Annotated in this window: 20 protein-coding genes, 1 tRNA gene and 2 pseudogenes; 15 read left to right on the forward strand and 8 right to left on the reverse strand. The window is 73.3% G+C overall.

Annotated elements, in window-relative coordinates:
* Positions 1-2: 2 nt before the first annotated feature.
* Together OG299_RS05855 and OG299_RS05860 are read left to right on the forward strand one after the other, a co-directional pair.
* On the forward strand, positions 3-1625 hold the full coding sequence (locus OG299_RS05855; protein WP_266635811.1) for a N,N-dimethylformamidase beta subunit family domain-containing protein: 1623 nt from the start codon (positions 3-5) through the stop codon (positions 1623-1625).
* Positions 1626-1748: 123 nt separating this feature from the next.
* Positions 1749-2144, forward strand: a complete 396-nt coding sequence (locus OG299_RS05860; RefSeq protein ID WP_327360761.1) for a VOC family protein — start codon at positions 1749-1751, stop codon at positions 2142-2144.
* A 71-nt stretch (positions 2145-2215) separates the two neighbouring features.
* On the opposite strand, the gene OG299_RS05865 is transcribed toward OG299_RS05860, so the two are convergent.
* Together OG299_RS05865 and OG299_RS42685 are read right to left on the reverse strand one after the other, a co-directional pair.
* Positions 2216-2289: transfer RNA gene (locus OG299_RS05865), tRNA-Trp, on the reverse strand.
* A gap of 112 nt (positions 2290-2401) precedes the next feature.
* A pseudogene (locus OG299_RS42685) lies at positions 2402-2599 on the reverse strand (ankyrin repeat domain-containing protein); the annotation flags it as partial.
* Between the two features lie 41 nt (positions 2600-2640).
* Between OG299_RS42685 and OG299_RS05870 the strand changes: the two are divergent.
* From OG299_RS05870 to OG299_RS05885, 4 genes are all read left to right on the forward strand, one after another.
* The gene (locus OG299_RS05870; RefSeq protein ID WP_327364464.1) at positions 2641-2913 is read left to right on the forward strand and encodes a DUF4352 domain-containing protein; all 273 of its coding nucleotides are present in this window, start codon (positions 2641-2643) and stop codon (positions 2911-2913) included.
* 127 nt (positions 2914-3040) lie between these two features.
* Positions 3041-4366 carry a glycoside hydrolase family 18 protein gene (locus OG299_RS05875; RefSeq protein WP_266635806.1) on the forward strand — a complete coding sequence of 442 codons (1326 nt, stop codon included), beginning with the start codon at positions 3041-3043 and terminating at the stop codon, positions 4364-4366.
* Between the two features lie 125 nt (positions 4367-4491).
* A complete protein-coding gene (locus OG299_RS05880; protein WP_327360762.1) occupies positions 4492-5676 on the forward strand; it encodes a serpin family protein in 1185 nt (394 codons plus the stop codon).
* Positions 5673-6557, forward strand: coding sequence for an aldo/keto reductase (locus OG299_RS05885; protein ID WP_327360763.1), 885 nt, complete (start codon positions 5673-5675; stop codon positions 6555-6557). Before OG299_RS05880 ends, OG299_RS05885 begins: the two co-directional genes overlap by 4 nt.
* On the opposite strand, the gene OG299_RS05890 is transcribed toward OG299_RS05885, so the two are convergent.
* Both OG299_RS05890 and OG299_RS05895 read right to left on the reverse strand, forming a co-directional pair.
* Positions 6554-7543 (reverse strand): PfkB family carbohydrate kinase, encoded by a 990-nt coding sequence (locus OG299_RS05890; protein ID WP_327360764.1) that lies wholly within the window; start codon positions 7541-7543, stop codon positions 6554-6556. The genes OG299_RS05885 and OG299_RS05890 overlap by 4 nt on opposite strands.
* A 2-nt stretch (positions 7544-7545) precedes the next feature.
* Positions 7546-8187, reverse strand: a complete 642-nt coding sequence (locus OG299_RS05895) for a bifunctional 4-hydroxy-2-oxoglutarate aldolase/2-dehydro-3-deoxy-phosphogluconate aldolase (RefSeq protein WP_327360765.1) — start codon at positions 8185-8187, stop codon at positions 7546-7548.
* A 207-nt stretch (positions 8188-8394) separates the two neighbouring features.
* On the opposite strand from OG299_RS05895, the gene OG299_RS05900 reads away from it, so the two are divergent.
* Positions 8395-9192, forward strand: coding sequence for an IclR family transcriptional regulator (locus OG299_RS05900; protein WP_327360766.1), 798 nt, complete (start codon positions 8395-8397; stop codon positions 9190-9192).
* A gap of 77 nt (positions 9193-9269) precedes the next feature.
* Here the strand turns inward: OG299_RS05900 and OG299_RS05905 are convergent, their stop codons facing one another.
* Positions 9270-10265 carry a hypothetical protein gene (locus tag OG299_RS05905; RefSeq protein WP_327360767.1) on the reverse strand — a complete coding sequence of 332 codons (996 nt, stop codon included), beginning with the start codon at positions 10263-10265 and terminating at the stop codon, positions 9270-9272.
* A gap of 113 nt (positions 10266-10378) precedes the next feature.
* On the opposite strand from OG299_RS05905, the gene OG299_RS05910 reads away from it, so the two are divergent.
* The 5 genes and pseudogenes from OG299_RS05910 (at position 10379) to OG299_RS05930 (ending at position 16645) form a co-directional block, all read left to right on the forward strand.
* Positions 10379-11050 carry a MerR family transcriptional regulator gene (locus OG299_RS05910; RefSeq protein WP_327360768.1) on the forward strand — a complete coding sequence of 224 codons (672 nt, stop codon included), beginning with the start codon at positions 10379-10381 and terminating at the stop codon, positions 11048-11050.
* 76 nt (positions 11051-11126) lie between these two features.
* Positions 11127-12911, forward strand: a complete 1785-nt coding sequence (locus tag OG299_RS05915) for a sigma-70 family RNA polymerase sigma factor (protein ID WP_327360769.1) — start codon at positions 11127-11129, stop codon at positions 12909-12911.
* A 99-nt stretch (positions 12912-13010) separates the two neighbouring features.
* Positions 13011-15506: a DEAD/DEAH box helicase gene (locus tag OG299_RS05920; RefSeq protein ID WP_327360770.1), complete on the forward strand. Its 2496-nt coding sequence runs from the start codon at positions 13011-13013 to the stop codon at positions 15504-15506.
* Between the two features lie 147 nt (positions 15507-15653).
* Positions 15654-16080, forward strand: a pseudogene (locus OG299_RS05925) (sigma-70 family RNA polymerase sigma factor); the annotation flags it as partial.
* Positions 16081-16099: 19 nt separating this feature from the next.
* Positions 16100-16645 carry an FAD-dependent oxidoreductase gene (locus tag OG299_RS05930; RefSeq protein ID WP_405706144.1) on the forward strand — a complete coding sequence of 182 codons (546 nt, stop codon included), beginning with the start codon at positions 16100-16102 and terminating at the stop codon, positions 16643-16645.
* Here the strand turns inward: OG299_RS05930 and OG299_RS05935 are convergent.
* A complete protein-coding gene (locus OG299_RS05935; RefSeq protein ID WP_327360771.1) occupies positions 16642-18033 on the reverse strand; it encodes a glutamate decarboxylase in 1392 nt (463 codons plus the stop codon). The two genes, OG299_RS05930 and OG299_RS05935, sit on opposite strands and share 4 nt — an antisense overlap.
* A gap of 293 nt (positions 18034-18326) precedes the next feature.
* On the opposite strand from OG299_RS05935, the gene melC1 reads away from it, so the two are divergent.
* Positions 18327-18725 carry an apotyrosinase chaperone MelC1 gene (gene melC1 / locus OG299_RS05940; RefSeq protein WP_327360772.1) on the forward strand — a complete coding sequence of 133 codons (399 nt, stop codon included), beginning with the start codon at positions 18327-18329 and terminating at the stop codon, positions 18723-18725.
* Positions 18722-19573, forward strand: a complete 852-nt coding sequence (melC2, locus tag OG299_RS05945; RefSeq protein ID WP_327360773.1) for a tyrosinase MelC2 — start codon at positions 18722-18724, stop codon at positions 19571-19573. The genes melC1 and melC2 overlap by 4 nt, the downstream gene beginning before the upstream one ends.
* Here the strand turns inward: melC2 and OG299_RS05950 are convergent.
* Complete coding sequence (locus OG299_RS05950; RefSeq protein ID WP_327360774.1) at positions 19525-20271, reverse strand: response regulator; 747 nt, start codon at positions 20269-20271, stop codon at positions 19525-19527. The two genes, melC2 and OG299_RS05950, sit on opposite strands and share 49 nt — an antisense overlap.
* A complete protein-coding gene (locus OG299_RS05955; protein ID WP_327360775.1) occupies positions 20268-21872 on the reverse strand; it encodes a sensor histidine kinase in 1605 nt (534 codons plus the stop codon). The genes OG299_RS05950 and OG299_RS05955 overlap by 4 nt, the downstream gene beginning before the upstream one ends.
* 108 nt (positions 21873-21980) lie before the next feature.
* On the opposite strand from OG299_RS05955, the gene OG299_RS05960 reads away from it, so the two are divergent.
* Positions 21981-23339, forward strand: a complete 1359-nt coding sequence (locus OG299_RS05960; protein WP_327360776.1) for a cation:dicarboxylate symporter family transporter — start codon at positions 21981-21983, stop codon at positions 23337-23339.
* Positions 23340-23606 lie beyond the last annotated feature (267 nt).

Raw genomic sequence — 23606 nt, forward strand, 5'->3', positions numbered from 1 at the left:
CCATGGATCAGGAGCACACAGCCGGGACCGGGGACGGCGACGGCGCAGGACGGCGGCGGTTCCTCGCGATCGCGACAGGTGCGGCAACCGCCGCCGGGCTCGGGGCCACGGCCGGCTGCGCCCACGGTGCCGCCGACGGAGCGGACGGCGGGACGGGCGGGGCGGCAACGGGCAAGAGCAAGGGCCCCACGCCCGGCGGACCGGCCGGATTCGACGTCAAGGCCGAGAACGCCAAGCCCGGGCATGCCGACTGGCACGTGGCCAAGGCCGGCCCGGCCAAGGCGATCGAGGGCTTCGCCGACAAGGTGAGCGTCCTGCCCGGCGAGTCCTTCGGCCTGCACGTGTCCACCACGGCGCCCCGGTTCACCGTCTCCGCCTACCGCATGGGCTGGTACGGCGGCGCCCGGGCCCGGCTGGTGTGGCGCTCCGAGGCCCTGCCCGGCGTACGGCAGCCCGAACACACGGTGGATTCCGCGACGCGGATGGTCCGCACCCGCTGGCCCCGTACCACCACCGTCGACACCAAGGAGTGGCCGGAAGGCTGCTACCTGCTGCGGCTCGACGCACAGGGCGGCGAGGGCCAGCGCTTCGTCCCGGTGACGGTGCGCTCGGCGGCGACGGCCGGCCGTACGGTGGTGGTGAACTCGGTGGCGACCTGGCAGGCGTACAACCGGTGGGGCGGATACGGCAGCTACGACGGGCCCAACGGCGCCTACGCCTCGCGCTCCCTCGCCGTCACGTTCGACCGGCCGTACGAGTACGACGACGGCGCCGGCCTGTTCCTGGTGTACGAGGCCCCGCTGCTCGCCCTCGCCGAGCGGCTCGGCATACCGCTGGCCTACACGACGACCACCGACGTGGCGCGGGAGAAGCGGCTGCTGGAAGGGGCCGCGGCGGTCCTCTCGCTCGGCCACGACGAGTACTGGTCGCCCGAGCAGCGGGCCCACTTCACCGCCGCCCGGGACGCCGGGACCAACATCGCGATCCTGGGGGCGAACTGCTGCTTCCGCCGGATCCGGCTGGAGCCCTCCGATCTCGGACCGGACCGCACGGTCGTCTGCTACAAGTCCTCCTACGACCAGGACCCCGGATTCAAGCGGGGCCACCCGGCTACGGTCGACTTCCGCTCGGCGCCCGGCGCCGACCCGGAGAGCTCGCTGCTCGGCGTGATCTACGACGGTTACCCGGTGGACGCCCCCTACGTGGTGACCCACCCCGGCCACTGGCTGTTCGAGGGCACCGGAGTCAAGGCGGACGACCACTTCCCGCACCTGGTGGGGGTGGAGTACGACAAGGTCAACACCGGTTTTCCGACGCCCCGGCCGATCGAGATCCTGGCCCACTCCCCCGTGGTGTGCGAGGGCCGGCCCAGCCACCAGGACACGGCGTACTACACGGCGGCGAGCGGCGCGGGCGTCTTCGCGACCGGGACCATGCGCTGGGTGGAGGCCCTGGACGCCACGGGCGACGGCCGCAGCGGGGCCAACCACGGCCTCGACGCGAAGGCGGGCGCGCTGACCACCCGTGTGACGGAGAACCTGCTGCGGATCTTCGCGGCGGGCCCGGCGGGGCGGACGCATCCCGCTCAGGACAACGTCAAGGAGGTGTACGGGGGTTCGCCATGACCGGATTGCGGTGGACTCGACCCGGAAGCGGCGTTTAGGATCGTGATCACGGCATCGCGTGTCGGTCACCGACCGGGTGAGGCATGGAGGCGCCCGTGATGTGCCTTGCGGAGGCATTCACTCATGTCAGTACAGCTCAACCACACGATCGTCCACTCCCGGAACCACCGGGAGGCCGCCGAGTTCCTGGCGGACATCCTCGGCCTCGAGGTCGGCACCGAGTGGGGCCCGTTCATCCCCGTCGAGACCGCGAACGGCGTCACCCTCGACTTCGCGACCGCCCCGGCCGAGTCCATCACCATCCAGCACTACGCGTTCCTCGTCTCCGAGGAGGAATTCGACGCGTCGTTCGGGAAGATCCGCGCAGGCGGGGTCCCGTACTTCGCCGACCCGTACATGAAGCAGCCCGGCGAGATCAACCACAACGACGGCGGCCGCGGCGTCTACTTCCTCGACCCGTCGGGCCACGGCATGGAGATCATCACCCGCCCCTACGGCTACGTGGAGCCCAAGGCCTAGCCACTTGCGATGAGAACGCCGTCGGGCCCGGCCCCTGTGGAGGGGACGGGCCCGACGGCGCGTACTGCTTGCAGGGGCGGCAGGATTCGAACCTGCGACATCTGGTTTTGGAGACCAGCGCTCTGACCAGCTGAGCTACACCCCTTCGGTGAGGCCAACTCTGACACGGAGCGCAGCGGAGATCCAAATGAATTCATGGGTGATGCGGGTGGAAGTTCGGCCCGCATGTCGGCGCCGGCAGTGCGAAGCCAGTCGATCAGGGACTCGTTTCCGCTGGTCAGAGCGATGTTCAGCGGGGTAGGGCGGCCGCGCCCGAGCCGGTCCACGTCCACCCCGTGAGACAGGGGGTACTGGGCGGTGGGGAGTTGACCCCCGTGGCAGGCGGACCGGAAGGCGCCGGCCGTGACGAGGGCGTCGGCCGCCTCCGCGTCGTCGCTGCCGGCGGACCAGTGCAGCGGGGACCCTGACGGGGTCCGCCGACCCCGACCCCGATCGGCTGGTCGCCGTACGGTTCCGGCTGGAGAACACCGGGACCGACGCGTACGAGGACTCCCCCGCCAAGTCCTCGCACCTTGTGGACTCCGACGGCCGGCGGTTCACCGGTTCCAACACCACGACCACCGCCGGTCCCGCGTTCCCGGACACCGTCACCCTGGCTCCCGGCGGCTCGGCGCTCGGCTTCGTCACCTTCCGGCTGCCGAACGACGCCGCCCTCGCCGCCGTCCAGTTCGCGCTGAATTCCGGCCTCGCCGACGACGTCGGCCACTGAAGCCTCCCCTGAGGCCTGTCGGCCCGAGTTGCGGACGCCCCCTTGACCGCTCTGGTCCAGACCAATAGTTTCCGGCATGCACCGCGCACGCGTCCCCGCACCGCTCCCGCATCCGCAAAGGAAGCCCATGCGCCGCAGCATGCTCGGCAGACTGGCCGTCGCCGCCTGTTCCCTCTCCCTGCTCACCGCCCTCGCGCCGTCCGCTGCCGCGCAGGGCGACGGCGGTCACGACCGCTCGTACAAGCGGGTCGGGTACTTCACCCAATGGGGCGTCTACGGACGGGACTTCCAGGTCCAGGACCTCGAGACGAGCGGCACCGCCGGCAAGCTCACCCACATCAACTACGCCTTCGGCAACATCAGCGCGGAGGGCAAGTGCTTCACCGGCAACGTGCCGGGCGAGGCCGACGCCTGGGCCGACTACGTGCGCCCGCTCGACGCCGCGAACTCCGTCGACGGGGTCGCCGACAGCGCCGAGCAGCCGCTGGCCGGGAACTTCAACCAGCTGCGCGAGCTCAAGGCCAAGCACCCGGGCCTCAAGGTCCTGCTCTCGCTGGGCGGTTGGAGCTGGTCCACGCACTTCTCGGACGCCGCGCTCACTCCCGCTTCCCGCAAGGCCCTCGTACAGTCCTGCATCGACCTCTACATCAAGGGCAATCTGCCGCAGGACGGCGCCCGCGGCGGCGCGGGGGCGGCGGCCGGCGTCTTCGACGGGATCGACCTCGACTGGGAGTGGCCCGGCTCGGCCGGTGACACGGACACGAAGTTCCGGCCGGAGGACAAGCAGAACTTCACGGCCCTGGTGAAGGAGTTCCGTACGCAGCTCGACGCGTACGCACGCAGCCAGAAGCGGAAGGAGACGTACGAGCTGACGGCGTTCGTCCCGACCGCCCCCGCCAAGATCGACGCGGGCTTCGACGTCCGCCGCATCATGCGCGACCTCGACTTCGTGACCCTCCAGGGCTACGACTTCCACGTATCCGGCGAGGGAACCACCGCCCAGCAGTCCGCGCTCCGCGCCCGCGGCGACTTCAGCGTGGACGGCACGGTGGAGGCCTGGCGCCACCGCGGGGCGCCGGCGCACAAGCTGGTGATGGGCATGCCGTTCTACGGGCAGGGCTGGACCGGTGTCAGCGGCGGCGGGGACGGCATGGGGCAGCCGGCGACGGGCCCGGCGCCGGCGACCTGGGCGGCCGGGTACGAGGACTACAAGGCGCTGGAGAAGCTCGCCGGTTCGGGCGCGTACAAGGTGTACCGCGACCGGCGCGGCGGCCACGCCTGGCTGTTCGACGGCAGCACGCTGTGGACGTACGACGACCCGCAGGTGCTGCGGACCAAGGCGGAGTACGTCCGCGAGAACGGCCTGGGCGGCGCGATGTTCTGGTCGCTGGACGCGGACACCGCCGACGGCGAGCTGATGACGGCCGTCGACCGGGGCCTGCACGGCCGCTGACCGGCTGACCCCCTAACCGGCTGACCGGCAGACCGGCAGACCGGCCGATCGGCCACGAGACCGGCGCCGCCGGGCCGCGGAAAACGACCCGGCCCGGCGGCGCCCCACCACGTACGCTCCCCGCCATGAGGAACACGACGGTACGGGCGGTCAACCGACTCACCACGCGCTGGGCGCGGCAGGCGGTGACGGGCGAGAAGGGCACCGTCCTCACCGCGGCCGGGGTATGGCCCCTGCTGGCCTTCCTCGCCGACGGCGCGGGCGGCCCGGCCCGCGCCGAACTCGCCGAAGCCCTGGGCATACCGGCCGGGTCCGCGACCGCGGCCGCCCGGGAGCTGCTGACCGGCCTGGCCGGCGTACGGGGCCTCCAGGCGGCCACCGGGCTCTGGACCAGGGCGGATCTCCCCCTGTACGAATCCTGGCTGACGGGACTCCCGGACGGCGCCCGCTCCGCCCTGACCGGCGACGAGGACACCGACCGCAAGGCCCTCGACGGATGGGCGGCGGACCGGACCGGCGGGCTGATCGAGCAGATGCCCGCCCCGCTGAACGAGGACACCCGGCTGGTCCTCGCCTCGGCGCTCGCGCTGCGGCTGAAGTGGATCCAGCCCTTCCGAACCGGATGCGCCGATCTGTCCGAGGGCCCGTGGGCCGGGCGGTCGGCGCTCGCGCTGTACCGCAGCACCTCCCTCCTGGACCGCGTCCGCGTGGCGCACACACCGACCGGCCCGGTGACGCTGCTCGAAGTGGTCGGCGACGGCGGGGTGGACGTCCACCTGGTGCTGGGCGAGCCCGACACCGACCCGGGGGAGGTCCTCGCCGCCGGCGCCGCCGCCGTCACCCGGGCCGTGCCGTCGACGGGCGCGAGCCTGCTGCCCGAGGGAAACCCGGGGCCGGGGCTGCGCATCGGGACGGTCCGGTCGACGGATCGTGAACCCCGCCTGCACGTCAAGACGGTGGCCTTCGATGTCGGCGCGGACCACGATCTCCTCGCCCACGCCCGGCTGTTCGGCCTGCACACAGCCACGGACACGCGGTCCGGGCATTTCCCCGGGATCGGCCCCGAACCCCTGGCCATCGGATCGGCCCGGCAGTCGGCGATGGCCCGCTTCCACGCCGAAGGCTTCGAAGCCACCGCCGTGACCGCCGTCGCTCTGGCCGCGGGCTGCGCCCTCCCCCGCTACCGGTACCGGGTCCGCCAGGCCGAGGTCACCTTCCACCGGCCCTTCGGCTTCCTCGCCGTCCACCGCACCTCCCGCCTGGTGCTCGCCGCGGGGTGGGTCGCCGAGCCGGTTACCCTCACGCCATGACCTCCGAAACGATCACCGCGGCAGCTTCCGGCACCTGGCGGCTCGGCGACCTCTCCGTCCGCCGCATCGGCTTCGGCGCCATGCGCCTGACCCATCTCGCCGACGGCTCCCCCAGCGACCGTGAGCGGGTGACTTCCGTACTGCGCCGGGCCGTCGAGCTCGGCGTGAACCACATCGACACCGCTGCCTTCTACTTCTCTGCGCTGCGCTCCGCCAACGAGCTGATCAACCGGGCCCTGGCCCCGTACGCCGACGACCTCGTCATCACCACCAAGGTGGGGCCGGGCCGGGACTTCGCCGGGGAGTGGTGGTGGTCCACCCCCGAGCAGCTGCGCGGGCAGGTCGAGGAGAACCTGCGCCAGCTGGGCCGGGACCACCTCGACGTGGTCAACCTGCGTGTACCGCGGCGCGAGACGACCGGTTCGATCGCCGAGCACTTCGGCGCCCTCGCCGAGCTGCGTACGGCCGGGCTCGTCCGCCACCTCGGCCTGTCCAACGTGCAGCCCGAACACCTCGCCGAGGCGCAGGCCATCGCGCCGGTCGTGTGCGTGCAGAACCCGTACGGGATCGGCTCCCCGGCCGAGGACCACGCCTTCCTCGACGCGTGCGGGCAGCAGGGCATCGCCTTCGTGCCGTTCTTCGCCATCGCCGGCGCGGGCAAGGAGGCCGGGGTGGTCGCGGAGGAGGCCGAGCAGGTACGGACCGCAGCCAAGGCCCACGGCGTGTCGACCGCGCAGCTGCGGCTCGCCTGGACCCTGAACCGCGGTCCGCACGTCCTGGCCATCCCGGGCACCGGGAACCCCGACCACCTGGTCGAGAACATCGCCACCGGGGCGCTGCGGCTGTCCCCGGAGGAGATGGCGCTACTCGAAACTGCCTAGCAGGCGGGCGGCGGCAGGTCTGCCGTTTCGGCGGCCAGGGCTGCCGTTTCGGGGAACGTGGGGACGCGCCCGGTGCCGCCGCGGCCGGACACCGAGAGGGAGGCGGCCGCCATGCCGTACGCGACGGCGTCGGCAAGGCGGTCGCCCAGGGCGAGCCGGGCCGTGGCGGTGCCGGTGAAGCAGTCCCCGGCCCCGGTCGCGTCGACCGGGGCCGGGTTGACGGGTACGGGGTGGTGTTCCGCCCGCGTGCCGTCGTCGAGCAGGAGCCGCCCGGCGCCCGCGGTGACGACGACCGTACGGGCGCCCAGGGCCCGGTAGCGGGCGGCGGCGGTGCGCGGATCGCCGGTGCCGACCAGGGCCTGCGCGTCGGCCGGGCAGGAGGTCTTGAGCAGCCCGGTCAGCGGGGCGATACGGGCCAGCAGTTCGCGGGCCTCGGCCCGACCGGTCAGGCGGGAGCGGAAGTTGGGGTCGTACGAGACGTGCCCGCCGGCGTCGTGCACGGCTTCGGCGGCGGCCACCACCGCGTCCCGGCTGCTCGGGGACAGCGCGCCGGTGATCCCGCTGGTGACGAGGGCCTTCGCGCCGGTCAGCAGGTCCCGCCAGGACTCGATGTGCCGGGTGGAGAGGGTCGAACCGGCGCTGTGGGTGCGCCAGTAGACGAAGGCCCGGTCGCCCTCGGTGTCGGAGCCGAGCAGGTAGGCGCCGTTGGGGCGCGGGGCGCGGCGTACGTGGGAGACGTCCACGCCGAGCTCGGCGGCGCGGTGCAGCAGCGGAACGCTGAGCTCGTCGTCGCCGACGACGGCGAGCAGGGCGGTCCGGGCCCCGGCGGCCGCGGCGGCGGCCGCTGCGTTGAGGGCGTCGCCGGAGTAGGAGATCCGGGCCCCGGTGCCGTCGGCGGCTTCGCTCAGGGCGGTGTCGGCGTGGATCTCGACGAGGACCTCGCCGAGGACGAGTACGTCGTAGCCGGTACGGGGCGCGGGCGCCATGCTCAGCTCCCCGCGGCCGCGGCGCAGCCGGAGCAGCACGGCCGGGCCAGTCCGGCGAAGACGGCGGCCAGTTCACCCGGATCGTCGGGCAGGCCGCTGCCGATGCCCACGGCGGCCGCCCCGGCGGCGAGCCATTGCGGGATCTCGCCGGGCCGGATGCCACCGGTCGGGATGAACAGTGCCTCGGGCAGGACCGCCTTGAGGGAGCGGATGAACCGGGGGCCGCCGACGTGCGCCGGGAACACCTTGGCGGCGCCCGCGGACCGGACGGCCGAGGCGATCTCGCCTGGGGTGAAACCGCCCTCGATGAAGACCGCCCCGCGGCGGGCGGCGACGGCGCGGACCTCGGGGGCCGGGTAGGGGGAGATCAGGAAGGCCGCGCCCGCGTCGAGGGCGGTCTCGGCCGCGGTCGCGGTGGTGACGGTGCCGACGCCGACCAGGGCGGGCCGGTCGTACGCGTCGGCGAGCGGGGCGGTCCGGGCGACGGCCTCGGCCCAGCCGGGGGTGGAGGTGGTCAGCTCGACCGTGCGGCAGCCGGCGGCCAGCAGGGCGGTGGTCCGGCGGACGGCTTCGTCCGCGTCGGCGTTGCGCAGCACCGGCAGCAGGCACTGGGCGGCCAGGGCGTCGTACGGGTGGCAGGACAAGAGGACCCCTCCATCTGTTCCCGGCGGCAGGTGCCGTCCACGCAGGCCAGTCGTTCCGCGCTGGCCAGTCGTTCCGCGCTGGCCAGTCGTTCCACGCAGGACAGCGGTCCCGCGCAGGGCAGTTGTTCCACGTAGCGGAACGCTGTACCGTGTACCGGAACGCTTCCCGCAGACCCTACCCCCACCCGCCCTGCCTTTGGAGAGCGCATGCCCGACGACGGGGTCACGACGGACGAGGCCGCAGGCCCCGCGCGCGGCGGCCGGACCTCGGCGGCCGGCACGGCGCTGGAGAAGTCGATGCGGATCCTGGAGGCCGTGGCCGCGCCCGGCGGTCCGCACCGGCTCACCGACGTGGTGGCGGCCACGGCCGTGCCCAAGTCGAGCACCTTCCGGATCCTCTCCTCGCTGATCGAGCAGGGTTTCGTACGCCCGGAAAGCGAAGCGCGGTACGGGGTGGGCCCTCGGCTGCGCGGACTGTCCGCCCTGGTCAGCGGCGGCGAGCCACCGAGCATCGGGCGGATCCTCGGCGAGCTGCGCGAGGCCACCGGCCAGACGGTCCACCTCGCCCTGCACAGCGGGGAGACGCTCACCTACATCCGGAAACTGGAGAGCGGCCAGCCCTTCCGGACGGCTTCCCGGGTCGGGATGCGGATGCCGCTGCACAGCACCGCCATCGGCAAGGCCATCCTGGCGGGCCTGCCCGAGGAGGAGGTGCGGGCGCTGATCGCGGACGCGGGGCTGCCGCGCCGCACGCCGCGGACCCTGACCGGCCCGGCGGCGCTGCTGGCGGAGCTGGCGGCGGTCCGGGCCCGGGGCTTCGCCGTGGACGACGAGGAGAACGAGCCGACGATCCGGTGCATCGGCGCCGCGATCCCGGGCCCGGCCGGCCGGCCGGTCGGCGGGGTCAGCGTCACCACCGTCACCTTCCTCGTCTCCCGCGAGGAGATCGAGGCGTACGCACCCGCCCTGCGCGCGGCCACCGAAGCGCTGGCTCCGCTGCTGTAGAACGGGGCCCGGACACGGAAGGGGTCCCCCGCCCGGACCCGGACGCGGGACCCCTCACCGGTCGGCCCGGTGTGCGCTCAGCCGCGCAGCCCGGAACCGGCCAGGGCCTCGGGCCGATCACCCGGGCCGCCGGCCGCGCCCGGACCGCCCCGGCGCCGCGCGGCCCCGGCCAGCAGGACCAACGCCGCCGCCACGGCCACCGCCGCGGCCAGCGCCCCGGCGGCGCCCAGCGTCAGCGCGTCGGGCGAGGTCAGCGCCTGCCCGCGCAGGGCCTGCCAGGTCGCCAGCCCGACCGCCCCGGCATACCCGAGCCCCGCCACCAGTACCAGGCGCGGCCGCACCCCCGCGTCGGCCGCCCATCCGTACCGCCGGGCCGCGTGGGCGAGCGCCAGCGCCAGCAGCGGCAGCACCTGGAGCGCGTGCATGCCGACGAAGTGGGCGATCCGCAGGTCGCCCCCGGTGGACTCCCAGCCGGTGACCGGCAGGTGCGGTCCACCGTCCGCGGTCCCGACGCTGTGCGCGCCGGCCGCGCCGGTGATCCGTCCCGCCGACTGGTCGGCGGTGGGCTGGGTCATCATGAACCCGACGGAGAGCCCCGCCAGCCCGATGACCGTGCCGAGCCGGATCGCCCACTGGGTGGCCCGGTCGGCGAGCGGCTGGCGCCACAGCACGACCGCCATCAGCAGGGTGGCCAGCCAGAGCACCACCACCGTCGTGCCCATCAGGCTGTAGAGGGCGGCATCCGTCGAGGTCTCGGTGTTGAAGTGGCTGCGCTTGCCGCGCACCACCTGCCCCACGATGATCGCCATCTCCAACACACTCGCCGCCACGACGACGATCCCGGCCCACCAGCCGGTCCGTTGCCGGCGGGTGAGCAGCGAGTGCATCCAGGCCAGGGTCAGCCCGTACAGCACGAACGAGACGGAGAACTTGAGGGGTTTGTGCCAGATCGGCGACCCGGCGAGCATCCGGTCGTCCACGAGCAGCCCGACTCCCGAGACCAGGGTCATCACCCCCATGGCCGCCGCGAAGACCAGCAGTGGCCGATGCCATCCTGCTATGTGGATCCGCATCCTACGATCCCCCCGTAATGGATAGTCACACTGTCCACTTTCCGATAGCTACACTATCCATACCGAGGTCGGCCGCCGCAAGGCCCCGGCCCGCCCGAAGGAGAGAATTCACTGTGCGCATAGGAGAGTTGAGCCGTGCGAGCGGTGTCCCCGTGCCCACCATCAAGTTCTATCTGCGCGAAGGACTGCTCCCCGCCGGGGAGTTGACCAGCCCCAACCAGGCCCGCTACGGCGAGGCCCACCTGCGCCGACTGCACTTGATCCGGGCCCTCACCGACGTCGGCGGGCTACCGCTCGCCTCCGTCGGCAAGGTGGTCGAAGCGGTGGAGGACCACGAGCGCCCGGTGCACAAGCTCCTGGGTGCGGCCGCGCGGGCGGTGGACGTCGCCGTCCCCGACCCGGTCGACTCCGACAGCGCCGTACGGACCCGGGCCCGGGCCATGGCCGACGAGCTGATCGCACGGCGCGGCTGGCAGATCGGGCCGGAGCACCCGGCGGTGGAGGCCCTCACCACCGCGATGGCCTCCGTCCTGTCGGTCGGACACGGGGACTACCTCGACCACCTGGACGAGTTCGCGGCCGCCGGGGAGCTGATCGCCGCCGCCGACCTCGCCTTCGTGGCCCGCCGGCAGCAGCCGGAGGACCTGGTCGAACGCGTGGTGGTGGGCACCGTACTGGGGGATGCGATGCTCGCGGCACTGCGTCGGATCGCCCAGGTGGATGCCTCGGCGCGGCGCTATCCTCCGCAGGCTCCGGAAAATTCTTCGGGTTCTTCTTCCGGATAACCGTTATCCGGGCCGTGCTCGACGGTCTCCCAGGTATCGGGCATCATCGACCGCCGGTACGGACAGGGAACCTCACATGACTACACAGCACACGGCAGCGCTGGTGGCAGCCGCCCGCGCGGGCGATCCCCGCGCGCAGGACGAGCTGGTCGGCACCTACCTGCCGCTCGTCTACAACGTCGTCGGGCGCGCCTTGAACGGCTCCGTCGACGTGGACGACGTGGTGCAGGACACGATGCTGCGGGCGCTCGACGGGCTGGGCACCCTGCGGTCGGACGAGAGTTTCCGGTCCTGGCTGGTCGCCATCGCCATGAACCGGGTGCGGGCGCACTGGCAGGCCCGGCACAGCGCCCCCGGCGAGAGCGGACTCGAGGCCGCCTGGGAACTGGCCGACCCCGGCGCCGACTTCGTGGATCTGACCGTCCTGCGGCTCCAGCTCGAAGGCCAGCAGCGGGAGACGGCCCGCGCCACCCGCTGGCTGGAGACCGACGACCGGGCGCTGCTGTCGCTGTGGTGGCTGGAATGCGCCGGTGAGCTGACCCGAGCCGAGGTGGCCGCGGCGCTCGAACTGTCCCCGCAGCACACGGCGGTACGGGTGCAGCGGATGAAGGCGCAGCTGGAATCGGCCCGGGTGGTCGAGCGGGCGCTGGACGCGCAGCCGCCGTGCGAGGGTCTGCGCGGGGTGACGGGCACCTGGGACGGGGCGCCGTCGACGCTGTGGCGCAAGCGAATAGCCCGGCACGCGCGCGAGTGCGTACGGTGCGCAGGACTGTGGAGCGGGCTGCTCCCGGCGGAGGGGCTGCTGGCGGGTCTGGCCCTGGTCCCGGTCTCGGTGGCCCTGCTGGCCGGCGTACGGGCGGCCACGGCGGGCGGCATCGTCCCGGCGGGGGCGGCGTACGCCTACGACGGCGGCGCGGGCGCCCAGGCGGGCGGCCCCGGCGGTCCGGGGACGGGCACCGGCACCGGCACCGGCCCGGGATTCGACGGAACGGACTTCAGCGGCGCGGGCTTCGACGGCACGGGCTTCGACGGCACGGGCTTCGGCGGCACGGACTTCTCCGACGCCGCGACCCAGCTCACCCCCACCGTCTCCGGTCAGGGCGGCATACCGGACGCCGCCCCCGGCGGTGGCCGCAGCGTCCTGCGCAAGCGCCGGCAGAGCCGCCGCCGCGCGGTCGGCGGCGCCGTGCTCGCCGCGTGCGTCGCGGGCGGCGGGCTCGCCTACCTCGGCGGCTTCCCCGGCTCGGACGACAAGGAAACCGGCGCCGCGCCCGCCGCCCCCCTCTCGGCACTGTCGGCGCCCGACGGCTCGGCGTCCCCCTCGGACTCCGCCTCGCCCTCCGCGTCCGCCTCCCCCTCGCCGTCGGCCTCCGCCTCCCCGAGCCCGTCGACCGAGAGCCCGAGTCCGAGCCCGTCGCCGACCAAGTCCAAGGCGCCGGCGCCGCGTCCGCCCGCGCCGGCTCCGGCGCCCGCCCCGGCCGGGGTCGCGGGCCAGGTCATCGCGCTGGTCAACTCCGAGCGCGCGGCGGCCGGCTGCGGCCCCCTGAAGGAGGACCCGCAGCTGCGGACGGCCGCCCAGGGGCACTCCGACGACATGGCGGCCCGGGACTTCTTCTCGCACACCAACCCCGACGGCGCCGACCCGGGGAAGCGCACGACCGCCGCCGGGTACCGCTGGTCGACGTACGGGGAGAACATCGCGAAGGGCCAGCAGACCGCGGCCTCGGTCATGGACTCGTGGATGAAGAGCCCGGGCCACCGCGCCAACATCCTCAACTGCTCCTTCAAGGACATCGGCGTGGGCATCCACACGGGCCCGGGCGGCCCTTGGTGGACGCAGAACTTCGGCGCCAAGATGTGACCCGAACGCTCCGCCCGAGCAGGCCCCGAATGCTTCAAACTTCGTGCAGGATGGAGACTGGAGCCGAAGAGGCTGATCAGAGCGGACGGAGTACGGCACATGGCTAAGAAGGAGCTCCGGCCGCACCAGCGCGAGGCCGTCGACGCCGTACTCCGGGCCCTCGAGCTGCCGGCCGGCGGCCGGGTGCCCGGGACCGGGCTGCGGACCCAGGTGATCATGGCCACCGGATCCGGGAAGTCCCTGGTCGCCGTGCGCTCCGCCGAGGAGCTGCGGGCCGGGCGGGTGCTGGTCCTCGTGCCCTCGCTGGACCTGCTCGTGCAGACGGTGACGGCCTGGCAGGAGGGCGGCCGGACCGGGCGCGCCCTCGCCGTGTGCTCGCTGCGCGCCGAGGACGCGGGCGTGCCCGCCACCACCGATCCGGCCGAACTGGCCCGCTGGGCCGGCCGGTCGGCGGAGCGGCTGACGGTATTCGCCACGTACGCCTCGCTGGGCCTCGGCACGATCGAGCGCGCCCACCTCGCGGGCCTGCCGGGCTGGGACCTGGTCGTGGTCGACGAGGCGCACCGTACGTCCGGGCGGATCGGCAAACCCTGGGCCGTGGTGCACGACAACACCCGGATCCCCTCCGTCCGGCGGTTGTACATGACGGCCACGCCGCGGGTCTGGCAGGACGGCGCGGAGGCGGAGGAGGGCGCGGAGCCCGAGGAGGGCGGCCGCGGGCGGGGCGATCTCGTCGCGTCCATGGAGGACGACCCGGACGGCCCCTTCGGCGCGCGCTGCCACACCCTGTCCCTCGCGGAGGCCATCGACCGCGGCATCTGCGCCCCCTACCGGGTGGTGTGCGTGGACGTCAGCGATCCGGGGTTCCAGGCGGCGGTGCTGCTGGGCGCCGACGGGCGCTCGGACGCCGTGCGCGGGGCGCGGCTGGCGGCCCTGCAGGCGGCGCTGATCAAGGCCGCCGCCGACCAGGGGTTCCGGCGGACCCTCGTCTTCCACCACCTGACCAGGGAGGCCGAGGCCTTCGCGGCCGGGCTGCCGGCGGTGGCGCAGCGGCTGCGGGCCGCACGTGACGCGCCGGAGCCGGCGTATCCCCGTACCGTCTGGGCGGACTGGCTGTGCGGGCAGCACACGGCGGCGCAGCGGCGGCGCGTGCTGGACGCGTTCGCGGCGGACGGGGCCGCCGACAAGGCCTTCCTCGGCAGTGTCCGGGTGCTGGGCGAGGGCGTGGACACGAAGGAGTGCGACTCCGTCTACTGGGCCGACGTACGGGGTGCCATGCCGGACCTGGTCCAGGCCGTCGGGCGGGCGCTGCGCATCCAACCCGGCGAGGGCAAGGTCGCCTCGCTGGTGGTCCCGGTGCTGCTGGGGCCGGGCGAGACGCCCGAGTCGATGCTGACCTCGCGCGCGTACGGGGACCTCGCGCGGCTGCTGGAGGCACTGCGGGCGCACGACACCCGGCTCGTCGAATCGCTGGCGCAGCCGCAGGCGCCGAGCCGGCCGCGGGCGCAATCCGCGACCGAGGCCGTGACGGGCGCCGGCATGCGGACCGGGGCGCAGGCCCTGCTGAGCTTCTCGACACCCCGGGATCCGGCGCTGCTGGCGGCGTTCATCCGGCTGCGCGTGCTGCACCCGGAGCGCGAGCACTGGCGGCGCGGGGTGGAGGCCGCCCGGATCTACGCGGCCGGGGCCGGGGATCTGCGCGTGCCGTTCGCCTTCAAGGTCCCGAAGGAGCCGAAGACGCCCCGGACCCCGCCCGCTGCGGAGGCCCTGCCGGGCACGCAGCCGGCCGCCGAGGCCTGGCCTCCCGGGCTGGCCCGGTTCCCGCTCGGCCAGTGGATCGCGGACGTGCGGCGCACCCACCGCCGGGGCGCCCTCGGCCGGGAGCGGATCGCGCAGCTCGACGAACTCGGCATGGTGTGGAGCCACTTCGACGTGGCCTTCGACGAGGGCCTCGCGGCGGCCCGCGGCTGGGCGGCGGAACACGGCCACCTGCTGCCGCCCGTGGAGGCCACCTGGCGCGGCGCGCCGGTCGGGGTGTGGGTCAAGAACCAGCGGGCCGCCGCCCGTCGCGAGGGCCCCGGCGCCCTGTCCGAGGAGCGCCGGGAGGCCCTGGACGCCGTCGACGCGTCCTGGTGCCCGGCCTGGGAGATCTCCTGGCAGCGCGCCTTCCACCTGACCCGCGTCCACCTGGACGCGGGCGGCCGGCTGCCGCTCACCCCGGGCGAGGTGGTCGTACAGGGCGAGGACCTGGGCCGCTGGGTGCGCACCCAGCGGCTGGCCTGGGAGCAACTGACCTGGGCGCAGCGCTGGCTGCTGGAGCACACGCTGGGCGTGACCGAGGCGAGCGCGGCCGAGCGTCCGCAGCCGCGGCGCACGCAGGCCGAGAAATGGGCGGAACACCTGTCCGCGGCCCGCCAGTTCCACCTGCGCGAACAGCACCTCCGGGTCCCCCGCAAGCACGTGGAACGCGTCGGCGGCCGGGAGTTGCAGCTGGGCGCGTGGATCGCCAACCAGCGCTCGCGCGCATCGGCCCTCGCCCCGGACCGGGTCGCGGCCCTCGACGCGCTCGGCATGCGCTGGCCGGCGTCCGCCTGAGCGGCGCCGTCCGGCCGGGGACGTGCTGACTACGATGCACCGGGTGCGCGGGACCGACACGGGCACGGACAGGGACAGGGACACGGAGGGGCTTCGGCTGTAACGGCGGAGAGCGAGGCGCATCGCGCCTTCCACGAGCACCGGGGTCTGCTCCATGCGGTCGCGTACCGCGTCCTGGGCCGGGCCGCCGACGCCGAGGACGTCGTCCAGGAGGCCTGGCTGCGCTGGAGCCGGGTGGACGCGGAGCAGGTGGCCGACCCCGAGGCGTATCTGGTCCGCGTCCACCCGGCTGGCGATCGACCGGCTGCGCAGTGCCCAGGCCCGCCGGGAGTCGTACGTGGGGCCTTGGCTGCCCGAGCCGCTCCTGACCGGCCCGGACGTCGCGGACGACGTGGCCCTGGCGGACACCGTTTCCACCGCGATGCTGCTGATCCTGGAGTCGCTGTCGCCGCTGGAGCGGGCCGTGTTCGTCCTGCGCGAGGCGTTCGGGTACGCCTACGCGGAGATCGGCGACACCGGCGCCGTCCCGGGCGCCGCGGCTCGGCGTACGGGTGCGCACCGGCGCGGAGGTCATCGAGGTCCTGCCGGACGGTGTGGCGCTGGCCGGCGGTGCGCACGTGGCCGCCGACGCGGTCGTGTGGACCACCGGCGTACGGGTGCCCGCACTGGCCGCCGAAGCGGGCCTGACCACCGACGGGCGGGGCCGGATCGTCACCGACCCCACCCTGCGCTCGGTCTCCCACCCGTCGGTCTACGCGGTGGGCGACGCGGCCGCCGTCCGCCAGGCGTACGGGGTCGTGCACGGCACGTGCCAGAGCGGCATCCCCACGGCCGTGTACGCCGCCGACGCCATCGCCCTGCGGCTGGCCGGCCGCGAGCCCCGGCCGTTGCGGTTCGGGTACGTCCACCAGCCGGTCAGCCTCGGCCGCCGCGACGCGGTCATCCAGTTCGCCCGCGGCGACGACACCCCGCGCCGCTGGTACCTCACGGGGCGGGCCGCCGTGGCGTACAAGGAGTCCGTCAGCAGCAGCCCGCTCCCCGCGTTCCGCATGGCACGGCGGTACGTGATCCCCGCGCGCGCGATGTGGACCCGCGGCGGCAGCCGCAACCGCCCGGCGGCGAGCCCGACCGCACCCTAGTGATGGAACCCCGAGCGGGGCTCGGTCGCCGGGACCGGCGGGGGTGTGGCGGTGAGGTGGTCCACCGCCTGGCGCAGGTCCTGGACGAGCAGGGCGATCTGGTCGCGGGTCACGCCGTGCCGGATGAGCACGCGCTGGATGACGGTGTCGTCGCGGGCGGCCGGCAGCGGGTACGAGGGCACCTGCCAGCCGCGCATCCGCAGCCGGTCGGAGAGGTCGTAGAGGGTGAACCCGGCCGCGGCCGGGTCGGTGAGCCGGTAGGAGACGGCGGGGAGGCCGCCGAGGCCGTCGTAGAGCAGGGTGAACGGGCCCATGGCGGCGATCTCCCCGGCCAGGTACTGGGCGGTGGCGACGCAGGCCTCGTGGACGCGCCGGTAGCCGGCGCGGCCGAGCCTGAGGAACAGGTAGTACTGGGCGATGACCTCGCCGCCGGGGCGGGAGAAGTTGAGGGCGAAGGTCGGCATGTCGCCGCCGAGGTAGTCCACGTCGAAGACGAGCTCCTTGGGCAGCAGGTCGGCGGTGCGCCACACGATCCAGCCGACGCCGAGGGGCGCGAGCCCGTACTTGTGCCCGGAGGTGTTGATGGAGGCGACGCGCGGCAGCCGGAAGTCCCACACCACGTCGGGGTGGAGGAAGGGGGCGACGAAGCCGCCGCTGGCCCCGTCCACGTGGACCGGGATGTCCCAGCCGTGCTCGGCCTGGATCCGGTCGAGTTCCGCTGCGATCTCGGCGACGGGCTCGTAGTCGCAGGTGTAGGTGACGCCGACGATGGCGACGACGCCGATGGTGTTCTCGTCGACGTACTCGGCGAGCTGATGGGGGCGCAGGCCGGTGGCGTCGGGCTCGAGAGGGACCGGGCGCAGTTCGACGTCGAAGTAGCGGGCGAACTTCTCCCAGCAGATCTGGACGGGCCCGCACACCAGGTTGGGCCGGTCGACGGGGAGGCCCTGGGCCTGGCGGCGGGTGCGCCAGCGGAATTTGAGGGCGAGGCCGCCGAGCATGGCGGCCTCGCTGGACCCGGTGGTGGAGCAGCCGGTGGCCGCGCCGCCGACCGGCGCGTTCCACAGGTCGGCCAGGATGTTGACGCAGCGGGCCTCGATCTCGGCGGTCTGCGGGTACTCGTCCTTGTCGATCATGTTCTTGTCGAGGCACTGGTTCATCAGCCGGTGTACGCCGTCGTCGGACCAGGTGGTGCAGAAGGTGGCCAGGTTCTGGGCCGCGTTGCCGTCGAGGAGGAGCTCGTTGCTGAGCAGCTCGTAGACCACCTCGGTGGGCGAGTGATCGTCGGGCATCCGGTACTTGGGGAGGATCTGGCCGCTCAGCGCGGACGTGAACACGTCCGTGTCGGTGTCACCGGCGGGTACGTCTTTCGTCTCATGAAGAGCCATATCCGGACTATAGGTGACTGATCATCACAAGGACCGCTTCAACCCCCTCCGCGGAGGATTCGGGCGCCGACACCGAGAGCTTCCGGCCGACTCCGCGGTGTGACCCTCTCCATAGGAGCCACACGCGACGGGATAACTTACTGTCGAGTAGCCTTCTGTTCGAAGATCTTTCCGTCCGGGCCGCTGAAACCGGTGCGGACGGGAAGATCAGCCAACTGGTTCTACGGGCAACTTATCCATGGATGTCCGGATACCGGTCAACGGCCTTTGCCGTCCTGATACTTCTTCGACCCATGAACAAGATCACCCGCCGGCAGGCCTTGGGCACCACCGCCGGCGCTCTCACCGTCCTCGGCATCGCCGGCGCCACCGCGCACGCAGCCGCCACCGACTCCCGCGCCTCCCTACCCACCGGCACGGTCGACGAGGTGTACCAGGGCCGCCGCATACAGATCACCCCGGGCGGGGGCGGCCACCACGGCGGCCACCACGGGGGCGGCCACGACGGACTGCCGACCGTCCGGATAGACGGCAGCGAACTGCACGTCATGCGCAACGCCGACGACACCTGGATCAGCGTGGTCAACCACTACGAGACCTTCGCCGATCCGACCTCGCTCGCCCGCGCCGCCGTGCGCGAGCTGCAGGGCGCCGTCCTCGCCCCGTTCGCGCCCATGGGAGGCACGGCATGACCGTCCGCAAGAACCAGGCCGCCCTCAGCGCCGAGGAGAAGCGCGCCTTCACCAGCGCCTTGCTCGAGCTCAAGCGCACCGGTACCTACGACCGGTTCGTCACCACCCACAACGGGTTCATCATGGCCGACACGGACTCGGGCGACCGGGTCGGCCACCGCTCGCCCTCGTTCCTGCCCTGGCACCGCCGCTTCCTGCTGGAGTTCGAGGCCGAGCTGCAGAAAGTGGACCCGAAGGTTTCGCTCCCGTACTGGGACTGGAGCGCGGACCGCACCACCCGCTCCTCCCTCTGGGCCGCCGATTTCCTGGGCGGCACCGGCCGGGCCCGCGACGGACAGGTCCTCGACGGGCCGTTCGCGTCCGCCAACGGCAAGTGGCCGATAAACGTACGGGTGGACGGACGCGCGTACCTGCGCCGGGCGCTCGGCGCGGGAGTGTCCGAGCTGCCGACGAAGGCCGAGGTGGACGCCGTGCTCAACATGCCGGTGTACGACATGGCCCCCTGGAACAGCTCCTCGAACGGCTTCCGCAACCACCTGGAGGGCTGGCGCGGCGCCAACCTCCACAACCGGGTCCACGTGTGGGTCGGCGGCCAGATGGGCACCGGCGTCTCCCCCAACGACCCGGTGTTCTGGATGCACCACGCCTTCGTCGACAAGCTGTGGGCCGAGTGGCAGGCCCGCAACCCGAAGTCCGCGTACCTGCCGGCCGCGGGCACCACGAACGTCGTCGACCTGCACGACACCATGCGGCCGTGGAACGACGTGACCCCGGCGGACATGCTGGACCACCGGAAGTTCTACACGTTCGACACCGAGCCGGTCCCGGCCGCCGCCAGCCAGCGGTAGTGCAGCTCGGGGCGGCCGACCTGGCCGTACCGGGGGGTGCGGTCCGCCCGCCCGGTGTCCACCAGGTGCTCCAGGTAGCGGCGGGCGGTGATCCGGGAGATCCCGGCCGCCTCGGCCGCCCCCGCGGCGGTCAGCCCCTCGGGCGCCGCCCGCAGCAGCGCGCCGACCCGGTCCAGGGTCGGCGCGCTGAGCCCTTTCGGGAGCTCGGCGGGGCCCGGGGCGCGCAGGGCGGCGAGTGCCCGGTCCACATCGTCCTGGCCGGCCGCCTCCCCCGCCGTCGCGCGGAACTCGGCGTAGCGCAGCAGCCGTTCGCGCAGCGTCGGGAAGGCGAACGGCTTCAGTACGTACTGGACCACGCCGAGCGAGACGCTCTCGCGCACCACGGCCAGGTCCCGCGCCGAGGTCACCACGATCACGTCCACGGGATGCCCGGACGCCCGCAGCCGGCGGGCGAAGCGCAGCCCGTGCCCGTCGGGCAGGGTGAGGTCGAGCAGCAGCAGGTCCACCCGGGTCCGCTCCAGGGCCCGGGTGGCCTCGGCGAGCGAGTGGACGGCGCCGACGGCGGTGAAGCCGGGCACCCGCCCGACGTACAGGGCGTGCGCGTCGGCGGCGACGGGATCGTCCTCGACCACCAGCACCCGCACCCCGGATACCGCGGGCGCCTCGCGTGCCTCGCGCACCTCGCGTGCGTCGCTCATGGCGTGGGCTCCCTTCGCACGGGCAGTCGTACGGTGAACTCCGCTCCCCCGCCCGGCCCTTCGGAGGCGACCGCGCTGCCTCCGTGCCGGTGGGCCACCTGGCGGACCAGGGCGAGGCCGAGGCCGCGCCCCTCTCCCTTGCCCGACCAGCCGCGCAGGAACACATCGGCCGCGGCGCCCGTGGGCAGGCCGGGCCCGTTGTCGGTGACGCGGAGCAGCAGCGCGTCCCCCTCGGGCCGGACGGTGACCGCGATCCTGGCGGCGGGGACGCCGGTGAGGGCGTCGACGGCGTTGTCGAGGAGGTTGCCGAGCACGGTGACGAGGTCCCGGGCGGGGACGGTTCCGGTCCGGCCGTCGACGGCGCGGCTGTCGGGGGTGAGGACCAGCTCGACGCCCCGCTCGTGCGCCTGGGCGGCCTTGCCCAGCAGCAGCGCCACCAGGACGGGTTCTCCGACGCCGGTGACCACTTCGTCGGTGAGGGCCTGGGCCAGCTCCAGTTCGGCGGTGGCGAATTCCACCGCTTCGTCCGCGCGGCCGAGTTCGATGAGGGAGACCACGGTGTGCAGCCGGTTGGCCGCCTCGTGGGCCTGGGACCGCAGCGCTTCGGTGAATCCCCGCTCCTGATCCAACTCGCCGGTGAGCGACTGGAGTTCGGTGTGGTCGCGCAGGGTGACCACGGTGCCGCGGCGGCCGCCGCCCGCGACGGGCGAGCTGTTGAGGACCAGCACCCTGTCCGCGGTCAGGTGCACCTCGTCCACCCGGGGCCGGTCGGCGAGCAGGGCGCCGGTGAGCGGTGCGGGCAGGCCGAGGTCGGCGGCGCCGGTGCCCCTGATGTCCCCCGGCAGGCCGAGCAGTTCGCGCCCGGCGTCGTTGATCAGGGTGATCCGGCGCTGACCGTCGAGCATCAGCAGGCCCTCGCGGACCCCGTGCAGGGCCGCCTGGTGGTAGTCGTACATCCGGCTGAGCTCGGCCGCGTTCATCCCGTGCGTGTGCCGGCGCAGCCGGGCGTTGACGATGTACGTGCCGACTCCGCCGAGGGCGAGCGCACCGGCCGCGACCCAGGCGAGGACGGAGAGCTGCTGCGCGAGCCGGGCGCTGATCGCGCGGACGGTGATGCCGGAGCTGACCATGCCGATGACCTTGCCGTCGTCCATCAGCGGGGTGACCACGCGGATGGAGGGCCCGAGGGTGCCGGTGTAGGTCTCGCTGAAGGTCTCGCCGCGCAGGGCGCGGGCGGTGTTCCCCATGAAGGGCTCACCGATGCGGCGGGGGTCGGGGTGGGTCCAGCGCCGCCCGTCCGGGGCCATGATCGTCACAAAGTCCACCCCGGAATCCACCCGGACCCGCTCGGCGTAGGGCTGGAGCGCCGCCGAGGGGTCGGCGCCCCGGGCTGCGCCGCGTACGGCCTCGCGGACGGACGGGGAGTCGGCGACCGCGCGGGCCACGGCCCCCGCCTGGCGCCGGGCGGACTCCTCGGCCTGCCCGCGGGCGGTGGCGTACGCGAAGACCGCGCAGCCGGCGACGACCACGGCGACCAGCAGCACCTGCATGGCGAAGAGCTGGCCGGCGAGACTTCGCGGGGGGCGAGGGAACCGGAACATGGCGTTCAGTGTGCACCCGGCCGTGAACTCAATGAACGCAAGGGTGACCGGGGTCACAGCCTCGGGCGATGGTCCTCCCGGGACGTATTCACCACCAGGAGGCGAGCCGTGGCCGGCAGACGCGACAAGACCCATTATCTCTACATCGCGGTGATCGCCGCGGTGCTCCTCGGCATCGCCGTCGGCTTCGCCGCGCCGGACACGGCCGTGGAGCTCAAGCCGCTGGGCACCGGCTTCGTGAACCTCATCAAGATGATGATCTCGCCCGTGATCTTCTGCACGATCGTGCTGGGCATCGGGTCGGTGCGCAAGGCCGCGAAGGTCGGCGCCGTGGGCGGCCTCGCCCTCGGCTACTTCATGATCATGTCCACGGTGGCGCTGGCCATCGGGCTCGTCGTCGGGAACCTGCTCGAGCCGGGCAGCGGACTGCACCTGACGGAGGCCGTCAAGCACGCGGGAGAGGCGCAGGCCAAGGCGGGCGCGGCGCAGACGACGCCCGAGTTCCTGCTGGGGATCATCCCGACCACCCTGGTCTCCGCGTTCACCGGGGGCCAGGTGCTCCAGACGCTGCTCGTGGCGCTGCTGTGCGGGTTCGCGCTCCAGGCCATGGGCACGGCGGGCGAGCCGGTGCTGCGCGGGATCGGGCACGTGCAGAAGCTGGTCTTCCGGGTGCTGGCGATGATCATGTGGGCGGCGCCGGTGGGCGCGTTCGGCGCCATCGCGGCGGTGGTCGGCGCAACCGGCATCGACGCGCTGAAGTCGCTCGCCGTCATCATGATCGGCTTCTACACGACCTGTCTGCTGTTCGTGTTCGTGGTCCTCGGGACCCTGCTGCGGGTGTGCACCGGGATCAACGTCTTCTCGCTGCTGCGCTACCTGGGCCGCGAGTTCCTGCTGATCCTCTCCACCTCGTCCTCGGAATCGGCGCTGCCCCGGCTGATCGCGAAGATGGAGCACCTGGGCGTCTCCAAGCCGGTCGTCGGCATCACGGTGCCGACGGGCTACTCCTTCAACCTGGACGGGACCGCGATCTACCTGACGATGTCCTCGCTGTTCATCGCGGAGGCGACGGGCAAGCCGCTGGCCATCGGCGAGCAGATCTCGCTGCTGCTGTTCATGATCGTGGCCTCGAAGGGCGCGGCCGGCGTGACCGGTGCGGGGCTCGCGACGCTGGCGGGCGGGCTCCAGTCGCACCGGCCGGAACTCGTCGACGGCGTCGGGCTGATCGTGGGCATCGACCGCTTCATGAGCGAGGCCCGGGCGCTGACGAACTTCGCGGGCAACGCGGTGGCGACGGTGCTCATCGGTACGTGGACCAAGGAGTTCGACCGCGAGCGGGCCACCGAAGTCCTCGCAGGACGCCTGGAGTTCGACGAGACCACGCTGGTCGACGACGGCCACGGCACGGAGCTCCCCACCGTGCCCGGCCAGTCGCCGGCCGACGCCAAGGAGGGTGTGCCGGTGTAAGCGGCACGCCCCGCCAGGGGCCGGCCGGGCAGGGCTCGCCCCCATGGTGCCCAGCCCGGTCGGCCCTCACGCAGCCCCATGGTCGATTTTCGGCCATGGGGCTGTGAAGTGTCGTGCGGTAAAAGGTACTTCCATACCGGGGCACGCGTCTGACATCTTGCGTCCACCACTCGTTTCGTACGGCCCGGTAGGTGCCATGAGCACCACCGGGCCGTCTTCGGAGGACGCATTGATACCCCACATATCCAGCCGACCTCGACGCACTCT

The sequence above is a fragment of the Streptomyces sp. NBC_01296 genome (assembly GCF_035984415.1).
GTDB lineage: Bacteria > Actinomycetota > Actinomycetes > Streptomycetales > Streptomycetaceae > Streptomyces.

Excerpts from the sequence above, each read along its gene's own strand:
- OG299_RS05855 (WP_266635811.1), top strand. The coding sequence starts at position 3 with ATGGATCAGGAGCACACAGCCGGGACCGGGGACGGCGACGGCGCAGGA.
- OG299_RS05860 (WP_327360761.1), top strand. The coding sequence starts at position 1,749 with ATGTCAGTACAGCTCAACCACACGATCGTCCACTCCCGGAACCACCGG.
- OG299_RS05875 (WP_266635806.1), top strand. The coding sequence starts at position 3,041 with ATGCGCCGCAGCATGCTCGGCAGACTGGCCGTCGCCGCCTGTTCCCTC.
- OG299_RS05880 (WP_327360762.1), top strand. The coding sequence starts at position 4,492 with ATGAGGAACACGACGGTACGGGCGGTCAACCGACTCACCACGCGCTGG.
- OG299_RS05885 (WP_327360763.1), top strand. The coding sequence starts at position 5,673 with ATGACCTCCGAAACGATCACCGCGGCAGCTTCCGGCACCTGGCGGCTC.
- OG299_RS05890 (WP_327360764.1), bottom strand. The coding sequence starts at position 7,543 with ATGGCGCCCGCGCCCCGTACCGGCTACGACGTACTCGTCCTCGGCGAG.
- OG299_RS05900 (WP_327360766.1), top strand. The coding sequence starts at position 8,395 with ATGCCCGACGACGGGGTCACGACGGACGAGGCCGCAGGCCCCGCGCGC.
- OG299_RS05905 (WP_327360767.1), bottom strand. The coding sequence starts at position 10,265 with ATGCGGATCCACATAGCAGGATGGCATCGGCCACTGCTGGTCTTCGCG.
- OG299_RS05915 (WP_327360769.1), top strand. The coding sequence starts at position 11,127 with ATGACTACACAGCACACGGCAGCGCTGGTGGCAGCCGCCCGCGCGGGC.
- OG299_RS05920 (WP_327360770.1), top strand. The coding sequence starts at position 13,011 with ATGGCTAAGAAGGAGCTCCGGCCGCACCAGCGCGAGGCCGTCGACGCC.
- OG299_RS05935 (WP_327360771.1), bottom strand. The coding sequence starts at position 18,033 with ATGGCTCTTCATGAGACGAAAGACGTACCCGCCGGTGACACCGACACG.
- melC1 (WP_327360772.1), top strand. The coding sequence starts at position 18,327 with ATGAACAAGATCACCCGCCGGCAGGCCTTGGGCACCACCGCCGGCGCT.
- melC2 (WP_327360773.1), top strand. The coding sequence starts at position 18,722 with ATGACCGTCCGCAAGAACCAGGCCGCCCTCAGCGCCGAGGAGAAGCGC.
- OG299_RS05950 (WP_327360774.1), bottom strand. The coding sequence starts at position 20,271 with ATGAGCGACGCACGCGAGGTGCGCGAGGCACGCGAGGCGCCCGCGGTA.
- OG299_RS05955 (WP_327360775.1), bottom strand. The coding sequence starts at position 21,872 with ATGTTCCGGTTCCCTCGCCCCCCGCGAAGTCTCGCCGGCCAGCTCTTC.